The organism is Hydrogenophaga sp. (assembly GCF_022844385.1).
Taxonomy (GTDB): domain Bacteria; phylum Pseudomonadota; class Gammaproteobacteria; order Burkholderiales; family Burkholderiaceae_C; genus Hydrogenophaga.
The window spans coordinates 1-8885 of the sequence record NZ_JALHLX010000091.1; the positions used below are offsets into that span (position 1 = coordinate 1).

Genomic DNA, 8885 nt, shown 5'->3' on the forward strand with positions numbered 1-8885 from the left:
GCGCCCGGCGCGGGCGCACCGTGTAGCCGGAGATACCAACGATGCGGCTCTCCTGCCCGAGCAGGTAGAGCCACTCGGTGGTCTCTTCGGTGAGGCAGACGATGCGCTGCGGGCCGAGGCTGCTGTGCGTCATCGCTGTGGTGCCCAGTTGAGCGTGACATAGGCGGCGCGGCCGGGCTGGTTGTAGCCGTACGCGGTTTCGTAGAACTTGTCGCCTGCGTTGTTCAGTCGCAGGGCGACTGACCAGTCTTTGTTCAAGGCGTAGCGGGCGTGCAGGTCCAGCGTGCCGAAGCCCGGCAGGCGCCGCGTGTTGGCAGCGTCGTCGAAACGGTCTGACACGAGTTGCAGCGATGCGCCCCACTGCCACGCGCCCATGCTGCGGTCGACGCCAGCCGTCAAAACCTCATCGGCGCGGCGTTGCAGCTTGCGTTGGTTGGCCAGGTTGCGCGCGTTCAGCAGTTCCAGGTGGGAATACCAGCTCCAGGCGCCCGCCTCGCCGGTGTAGGCCAGAGACCACCCTTCCATGCGCGCCCGAGGTACGTTGGTCACCACCGGCTGGGTGGTAATGAAGCCACGCACTCGGTTGTCGAACCGGGTGAGCTTCAGCTCGTGCAGACCGCGGGAATAGGTCAGGCCCACCTCACGGTTCTTGCCGCGCTCGGGTTGGGTGGTGGGGTTGCCATTGAAGAAGGCAGACACGTAATAGAGCGTGTTGAACGACGGCATCTTGAACGAGGTGCCGTAGGCGATGTGGGAGCGCCAGTTGGGTGTTGCCTGAAAACCGTAGCTCGCGAAACCGGTGGTGGCGCCGCCGAACTGCGAGTTGTCGTCACGCCGCACGTTGGCCTGCCACAGGTGGCGCCCCGCCTGGCCGTTCAGGCCGACGAACGCAGCATCGGTGCGGCGTGCATTGACGGCATAGGCCTGGGTGCCAGACACCTCTTCCTCGAGCGATTCGAGACCCACCAGCACGATCCCGAAAGCCGTTTTCCAGTCATGCTGCAACGTCCACTGGGTCTGGGCGGTGTCGAATGCATCCGGCGCGCCCGGAGCGCTGAAGCTGTCGGACTTGTCGTCGCTGCGCGCAAGGCGCAACTGGGTTCTTGAATCAGCCGACCATTTGCGCTCCAAGTCCCAGCCCGCGATCCTCGTTGTCGCTTCCGATCGCACGTCAAAAGTGCCTGGCCCCTGGTCAAACTGGCTGACGCTGTCCGCCTGGGTCACATACAGGTCGGTTGTCCACCCTGGTGAGACCGCCCAGCGCAACGAGGCGGCGATGCTGTTCTGCTCGAATCCGTCCTTGTCCGGATTGTGGTTGCCGAAAGCCACCTTTGGGTTGGTCGACGAAAACCCACTCTCCCGCAAGCTGCCCAGACTCAGGTTGTAGGTCACTGTCTCGTTGCCGCCGCTGATCCCGGCCGTCGCACTCCGGTGGCCCAAATTTCCCATTGCGAGGCTGGCCTGAGGATGAAAACCCTTCTTGCCGCGCTTGGTGAAGATCTGCACCACGCCGCCGACGGCATCGCTGCCATACAGCGCGGAAGCGGGTCCCTTGAGCACCTCGATCCGGTCAACGACGCTCAGTGGAATGTTGTCCAGCACGGCCGAGCCCGAGGTGCTCGATGCGTAACGCACCCCGTCGATCAGCAGCAGCACATGGCGCGACTCCGTGCCCCGGATGAACAAGCCCGACTGTTTTCCCAATCCGCCATTGGCGCTCATTTGCAGGCCAGCGTGGCGCGACAGGAGCTCCGACAACGAACGACCGGCGGACCGCTCGATCAGCTCGGTATCGATCACGACAACGTCACTGAGCACTGCATCGGTGCGGGTCTCGACGCGGTTTGCGGTCACCACGGTTTCTTTCAGCAGCGCGTAGGTGTCGGTTTGGGCGTGGGAAGGCAAAGCGGCCAGAACGGCCAGCGGCAGCGCGGCCAGAGGCGCGCGCAGTTTTTGGATTTTCATGATGAAGAAACAAGAGACAAAGCCCTCACCGCCTTCCCCGACGGTGCCTGAGCGTCACGGCGGCGCGCCTGAATCAGACGCACCACCACCTTGTTGGCCGGTATCCGGGCTGACAGAACAACCTTCATCGCCTTCCCAGACAACAACATGTGTCGTCCAGTGGCTGCTTGATGAAAGCGGAGTGGCCCGATCTGCGTCGGGTCTCTCGTCTGCTTACCGTTGCGGGGGCAGCGCAGGTTAGGTTTGTCCTTGTGGACTCACCCTCCTGCTTCCCGTTGAACTGCGGCATGTGAACCACACCGCGAGCACCAACAGGCGGCATTCTAAGCCGCGCCCGCCTGGGCCAACCCTACAATGCGAAAACTGCGAGTCCCCACCATGGCCGATCCCAAGCACCTTGACCAGATCACCGAGCGTGTCGAACGCCTGCTGTTGCGCCACGAAGAACTGCAGCGCACCAACGCCCTGCTGGTCGAGCAGGTGCACACGCTGCAGGCCGAGCGCGACTCGCTCAAATCCCGTCTGATGGCTGCACGCGCGCGCATCGATGCGCTGCTCGAACGCCTGGCTCCCAGCCAGACCGACACGACCCGGTCGCCGTCGGATACCCACAAGGACCACTCGTGAACAAGCCCGGCAGCAAACAGATCGAGGTTCAGATCATGGGCCAGAGCTACCTGCTCTCGTGCCCGCCCGGTGGCGAGTCGTCGTTGCTCGATGCAGTGGAACGTGTGGACACCGCCATGTGCCGCATCCGCGATGCCGGCAAGGTGAAAGCGCGCGACCGCATCGCGGTGCTGGCTTCGCTCAACCTCGCGTTTGAACTCTCTCAAAAGGAAGCCGAACGGCTCGAGGCCGAGAGCTTCCAGGCCTCGTCGTTCGGCCAGGCCGACAACAGCGCATTTGCCGAAGCCGGTGGTGCGTTTGATCACGATCCGCTGGACCCGCACACGCAGGCGCGCGTGGACGAACTCATGCGCCGGCTGGACCAAACGCTGGACAAAGACGGACGCCTGCTCTGACCTTGCAGCGCGCGCTTTCACACCGTCCGTCACTGCGCCTTCTTTTCTTTTCCCTCGGGCCGCGCGGGCCTCACGCAACACCTACAATTTGCCTGTCTGCAGTGCGTGCCGGGCTTTATATTTCCTTGATCCAATGCTCTTAGAGCCCGGGCTTGGTACATTGCGTGGCTGGCGTGAGCGTCTCGCGTCAGACGATCCCGAAGCCACGCTGCCCTTGCCCACCTGAACCCAGGTTCAGGATGCCGGTCCGGCTGCACTTGCAGACACCTTTCATGCCTTTAGACCCCCTGTTGATTCTTGAATTGGCCGTGCTCGGCCTCGGTACCGGCTTCCTCGCCGGCTTGTTGGGAATCGGTGGAGGCATGCTCATGGTGCCCTTCATCACCTTCATCCTCTCGGCCCGGGGTGTGGAGGCCGACCTCGCCGTCAAGATGGCCATCGCCACCTCGATGGCCACCATCATCTTCACCTCCATCTCGAGCGTGCGTGCGCACCACAAGCGCGGCGCCGTGCGTTGGGACATCGTCAAGGGCCTCGCGCCCGGCATCGTGGTGGGGTCGATCATCGCCAGCCTGGGCGTATTTGCCTTGCTCAAGGGCAGTTGGCTCGCGTTCTTCTTCGCCGGCTTCGTGAGCTTCTCGGCCACGCAGATGCTGCTCGACAAAAAACCCAAACCCACGCGCACCATTCCGGGCACACCGGGCTTGCTCGGTGCGGGCGGCGTCATCGGTTTTCTCTCGGGCCTGGTGGGTGCGGGCGGCGGCTTCGTGAGCGTGCCCTTCATGACCTGGTGCAACGTGGCCATCCACAACGCCGTGGCCACCAGCGCGGCGCTGGGCTTTCCCATTGCGCTGGCCAATGCGCTCGGCTACATCGTGGCTGGCCAGAACGTGCAGGACCTCCCGGCCGGATCCGTGGGCTACATCTACCTGCCTGCGCTGGTGGTGATTGCGAGCGTCAGCGTGCTCATGGCGCCGCTGGGTGTGAGGGCCGCGCATGCTCTGCCGGTGAAATCGCTCAAGCGCGTGTTTGCCGGCCTGCTCTACATGCTGGCTGCGTACATGCTCTACAAAGGCATCACAGCCTAGCCGCTGCGCGGGTCGCTGCCCCCCAAGGGGGCTGGCCTTGCTTGGGGCGGCCCAGCGCTGCGGCCTCCTAGTTGAGCACCCGGTCGGCGACCACGATGCCGTCTTCATCGGCATAGAGCCAGTCGCCCGGCCTGACCCACACACCCTGGATCTGCACCGCCACATCGCGCTGGCCTTCGTTGCGCTTTTCGGTGGGCAGCGGCATGGCGGCGAGTGCGCGGATGCCGGTGTTGCTGGCGGCGAGCTCGGCCACGTCGCGCACGCAGCCATCGATCACCACACCGGCCCAGCCGTTGCGCGCAGCGGCCGCTCCGAGGTTGCCGCCCAGCAAGGCGCGCCGCAGCGAGCCACCACCATCCACCACGAGCACGCGGCCCTCGCCCGCGCTGTCCACGGCAGCCTTGACCAGCGAGTTGTCTTCGAAACACTTGACCGTGACAACGGGCCCGGAAAACCGGTGCACCGCACCGAAATCGCGGAACACCGGCGGCAGCACGCGAAACGCACCGGAGCCGTCGTTCTTGTGAACGTCGCACAGGTCGCAGGTGGCGAATGAAGGCGTGTTGGTCATGGTGTTTCCTCTTGAAAAGTGATTCGCTCACAGCGAGCAGAGATGCGCCGCATTGGAGCAGATGCGCCCGCAAGCCCCGCCGCGCTTGGCTCCGGGCGCATCGAAGTGTTGTTTTCCTCGCCAAAAAGCCGCGTTCTCCCTCTCAAAACGGAGAAAAAACCGCGTTGCCCACCTTGGATTGCACAGGCATCTCCATTAGCATCCGAGACACCAGTGTGAAAGCGCGTTTTCCACTGGGGAAAAAGTCAACTTCTAGAAGGAAATTCAACCATGGCAACTGCGAAAAAAGCTCCCGCTAAAAAAGCGGCTCCGGCCAAGAAGGCTGCTGCTCCGGCAAAGAAGGCCGCTCCGGCCAAGAAAGCCGCGGCACCTGCCAAGAAGGCTGCTCCTGCGAAGAAAGCTGCTCCAGCCAAAAAGGCTGCTCCGGCAAAGAAAGCCGCCCCAGCCAAAAAAGCTGCACCCGCCAAAAAGGTCGCCGCCAAGAAAGCCGCTCCAGCCAAGAAGCGCACACCCAACGCCGCGTTCATGAAAGCGCTGACCCCCAGCGCCGCTCTGGCCGCCATCGTGGGTGCCAGCCCCCTGCCGCGCACCGAAGTCACCAAGAAGATCTGGGACTACATCAAGAAGAACAAGCTGCAGGACTCGGTCAACCGTCGCATGATCAACGCCGACGCCAAGCTCAAGGAAATCTTCAAGAAGGCCCAGGCCTCCATGTTCGAAATGACCAAGCTGGTCAACGACCACCTGAAGTGATCCGGGCTTTCGCACCCAATTGGGTGTGACCCCCAACAAAGCCGACGCAAGTCGGCTTTGCTGTTTTTGGCGCTCGCGCTGGCCGCACTGAAGGTCAGTTGTGAGAAACTGCAACGCAATTCGCATACCCCCACCGGCATGAACAGCAGCCTCCAACCCACCCCTCCGGCTCAAGCCACGCATGGGGAAGCGGCGACCGCGCCTTCCCTGCCGCAGCAACTGCACAAGGTGGTGCTGGTGATGGATCTGGTGGAGTCGGTGCGGCTCATGGCGGCCAACGAGGCCGCAGTGGTGAACCAGTGGCGCGGCTTCGTGCACCACGCCACCACGGTGGTGTTGCCGGACTGCAAGGGCCGCATGGTCAAGAGCCTGGGCGACGGCATGCTGGTGGAGTTTGACCAGCCCACCGATGCGGTGCGCGCAGCCCTCACGCTGCACAAGTACTTTGCCCCGCTCAATGACACGCTGCCCGCGAGCCAGCGGCTCTACCTTCGGGCAGGACTCAATGCCACCAACCTGTACGCGGACGAAAACGACGTTTATGGCCACGGGGTGAATCTCGCGGCACGGGTGGCCGATCTGGCCGCACCGGGCGAGACCATCATCACCGCCAGCGTGTTCGACGGCATCGTGGTCGGCATGGACGCCGAGGTGGAAGACCGGGGCGAAAGCTACCTGAAACATTGGCCCGAGCCGGTTCGCACCTGGGCCATCCATTCGGTCACTGCGGGATCGTCTGCGATCCGTGCCCAGGTGCCCGAAGGCACCGCGCTGGACTTCCGCCCGTCCATTGCCGTGGTGCCGTTCGAAACACGCAGCCACGCGGCAGAGCAGTTCGTGATTGGCGAGTTGATTGCCGACGGTGTCATCGCCCAACTCGCCCGCAGCCCGGACCTGCGCGTGATCTCGCGCCTGTCCACCACGGCGTTCCGGGGTCGCACCTCGTCCGCAGGCGAAATCGGTCGGCACCTGGAAGCCACGTTCGTGCTGGGCGGCAGCTACGTGACCTATGGCGACAAGGTCGTGATCATGGCGCAGCTGACCGACAACCGCCGCGAAGAAGTGATCTGGGCCGACCGGCTCACCGGCGACTTGCGCGACCTGATGGAAACCCAGAGCGAGCTGCTGGACGCCCTGTGCTCGGCCTGCTCCAGGGCGCTGCTGAACGACGTGGTGCAACGCACCTTGGTGTTGCCTTTGCCTCAGCTGGACAGCAACGCCCTGCTGCTGGGCGGCATCACGCTCATGCACCGCTCCACGCCGAGGGATCTGCAGCGCAGCCACCAACTGCTGGAAGCCGTGGTAGACCGTCACAAGCGGGTGGCCACGCCCTGGGCCTGGCTGGCCAAGTGGCACATCATGCAAGTGGTCCAAGGACTCTCGAGCGAACCTGCTCGCGACTTTCGACGCGCCATCGACACCGCCGACCGCGCGCTCGACCTCGAACCCGCCAGCTCGCTGGCCATGGCCATCAAGGGACATGCGCTGTGCCACCTGGGTGAAGATGTGGACGCATCGCATCGGCTGCTGCAAGAGGCCACGCAAAGCAACCCGAACGACCCCATGGCCTGGCTGTACAACAGTGTGTGGTCAACGATGTGGGGCACGCCCGAGGATTCCATGGTGGAGGCGGAGAACGCCCTTCACCTTTCGCCACTGGATCCGCAGAAGTACTACTTCGAGATGATGTTGGCAACAAGCTGTGCGTCCCTGGAGCGATGGGAACGGGCAATCGAACTTTGCCGCTCTTCACTTCTGAAGAACCGATATCACCTGCCCACGATTCGCACACTTCTGATCGCTCAACACGAGCTGGGCTTTGAAAAAGATGCGAAGGAGACTTTCTCTCTCCTGATGCAACTGCAACCGCATCTGACGGTGCAGCAGTATCTGGCAGCTGGCGGCGAAAGTCCGCTCAGGCAAAGAGTCGCCAAAGCCCTCACCAATTTGGGTCTAAGAGTGCACTAACCAACCAGGGGAAGCAAATGAGCGGTGGAATCAGCGGTGGAATCAGCGGTGGCATCAGCGGTGGCATCAGCGGTGGCATCAGCGGTGGAATCAGCGGCGGCATCAGCGGCGGCATCAGCGGCGGTATCAGCGGCGGTATCAGCGGGTCCATCGTCTCGGCCGACGCCCTCATCCTCAGTCGCGCAGCCATCGTCGGCCCCTTCATCGGCGCGAACCTGCACGTCAACGAACCCACCTTCGACAAACCCGCGAACCTCGCCCTGTGGACCGATGGCCCGCGCATCGAAGCCTGTTTCACCGAACTCGTCGAAGGCCTGCTCTTCAGAACGCGCAGCGGCCCCAAAGAAGCGACGCTGGAGTTCGCCAACCTGCAGGCCAGCAACATCCAGCGCAAACCCCTGGTGAAGCTGCGTGCGCCCACCAAGCCGCAGTTCAAGAAGCAGCTCGACCTGACGGCCGCTTACGCCGACCTGCGGGCCGATCGAGCGGCCGAAATCGTGGCGCAGATGGGACTGCCGGTGGCGTTCTGGTCTTCGCTGGTGGGTCTCACCGCGCACCGCCACAAAAAGACACTGCAGCTCCTCGACCTCATGTTCACGCTGTGTGTGCATGTGGAGATGCGCTTCAAGCACATCTTCGCCAGCCTGCGCCCGGTGGCGCTGTCGCCGCAGATCCAGCCCATGATCGAAACCCCGGGGCATGGCAGTTGGCCCAGTGGTCACGCTGCCGAAGCCTTTGCTTTTGCCGTGTTGCTGGAGGCCTTGCTCAATGCGGCCGCAACCACGAGCGGCACCCCCAACGGCACCGAAAGCCGCGAACAGCTGCAGCGCCTGGCCGCCCGCATTGCCACCAACCGCGTGGTGGCCGGCGTGCACTTTCCGGTGGACAGTGCAGCGGGGCGTTTGCTCGGCACGGCACTTGCCGAATTTCTGGTGGCGCGTGCCACCGGCACCAAGGTGCACGAGCGCGGTTTTGACGGCCGCCTGTTCGAAGGCCCTCACGGCGAACCGCTGGACTTCAATCTGCACGAGTCGATGGACCACACCAGTGGCCACGCCTACACACGATCGGCCGGCATCACGGGTGTGGGCAATGCACCTCTGGTGGCGTGGCTTTGGGGAGAAGCCGTCAAGGAGTGGGCATGAGCGCGGCGCCGGGCCGCCCCAAGCAAGCCCGCCCCGCAGTGCGCAGCACGAAGGGATCCCGAATGAGCGCGGGTTGGTCACCGCTGCCCACCGGCGAATTCACAGGCATTCACTGGAGCGCGCCGGGCGCGATTGACGGGCAAGACCCCTACCTCGCCTGGGCCGAGGCCGACGGGTTCGCGGGCTACCGCGTGGAGCCCAAAGGCAAGCCGCCGAAGTGGTTGCCCATCGTCATTGAACTCACACCGGGCGCCAACGTGCCGGCGCTGGTGGACGCCTCGAACGTCAAGTGGCTGCAGATCCCGCGCGTGTACCTCAACCTGCCCGCTTTGCGCTTTTGCACCGCGCATGTGAAACCCAGGTTCTTCAAAAA

8 protein-coding genes, 2 pseudogenes and 1 riboswitch are annotated in these 8885 nt (G+C 63.7%); of the genes and pseudogenes, 7 read left to right on the plus strand and 3 right to left on the minus strand.

What is annotated here, in order from left to right; genetic code table 11:
• Nucleotides 1–133: pseudogene (locus tag Q0C59_RS14060) on the minus strand (cobalamin-binding protein); the annotation flags it as partial.
• On the minus strand, nt 130–1965 hold the full coding sequence (locus Q0C59_RS14065; protein ID WP_291216511.1) for a TonB-dependent receptor domain-containing protein: 1836 nt from the start codon (nt 1963–1965) through the stop codon (nt 130–132). The pseudogene Q0C59_RS14060 and the gene Q0C59_RS14065, both read right to left, overlap by 4 nt.
• A gap of 77 nt (nt 1966–2042) precedes the next feature.
• A riboswitch (cobalamin riboswitch) is annotated at nt 2043–2293 on the minus strand.
• Nucleotides 2294–2343: 50 nt separating this feature from the next.
• Between Q0C59_RS14065 and Q0C59_RS14070 the strand changes: the two genes are divergently transcribed.
• The 3 genes from Q0C59_RS14070 (at nt 2344) to Q0C59_RS14080 (ending at nt 4075) form a co-directional block, all read left to right on the plus strand.
• Nucleotides 2344–2592, plus strand: coding sequence for a DUF904 domain-containing protein (locus Q0C59_RS14070; RefSeq protein ID WP_291216512.1), 249 nt, complete (start codon nt 2344–2346; stop codon nt 2590–2592).
• A 35-nt stretch (nt 2593–2627) separates the two neighbouring features.
• The gene (locus Q0C59_RS14075) at nt 2628–2987 is read left to right on the plus strand and encodes a cell division protein ZapA (RefSeq protein ID WP_370654289.1); all 360 of its coding nucleotides are present in this window, start codon (nt 2628–2630) and stop codon (nt 2985–2987) included.
• Between the two features lie 272 nt (nt 2988–3259).
• Nucleotides 3260–4075, plus strand: coding sequence for a sulfite exporter TauE/SafE family protein (locus tag Q0C59_RS14080; RefSeq protein ID WP_291216514.1), 816 nt, complete (start codon nt 3260–3262; stop codon nt 4073–4075).
• Nucleotides 4076–4142: 67 nt separating this feature from the next.
• Here Q0C59_RS14080 and rraA read toward each other — a convergent pair whose 3' ends face one another.
• Nucleotides 4143–4646 (minus strand): ribonuclease E activity regulator RraA, encoded by a 504-nt coding sequence (gene rraA, locus Q0C59_RS14085; protein WP_291216515.1) that lies wholly within the window; start codon nt 4644–4646, stop codon nt 4143–4145.
• Between the two features lie 270 nt (nt 4647–4916).
• Between rraA and Q0C59_RS14090 the strand changes: the two genes are divergently transcribed.
• From Q0C59_RS14090 to Q0C59_RS14105, 4 genes and pseudogenes are all read left to right on the plus strand, one after another.
• Entirely contained in the window at nt 4917–5399 is a 483-nt protein-coding gene (locus Q0C59_RS14090; RefSeq protein WP_069046727.1) for an SWIB/MDM2 domain-containing protein, read from the plus strand.
• 138 nt (nt 5400–5537) lie between these two features.
• Nucleotides 5538–7367, plus strand: a complete 1830-nt coding sequence (locus Q0C59_RS14095; RefSeq protein WP_291216516.1) for an adenylate/guanylate cyclase domain-containing protein — start codon at nt 5538–5540, stop codon at nt 7365–7367.
• A 17-nt stretch (nt 7368–7384) separates the two neighbouring features.
• Nucleotides 7385–8512 carry a phosphatase PAP2 family protein gene (locus Q0C59_RS14100; RefSeq protein ID WP_291216517.1) on the plus strand — a complete coding sequence of 376 codons (1128 nt, stop codon included), beginning with the start codon at nt 7385–7387 and terminating at the stop codon, nt 8510–8512.
• A 62-nt stretch (nt 8513–8574) separates the two neighbouring features.
• Nucleotides 8575–8885, plus strand: a pseudogene (locus Q0C59_RS14105) (hypothetical protein); the annotation flags it as partial.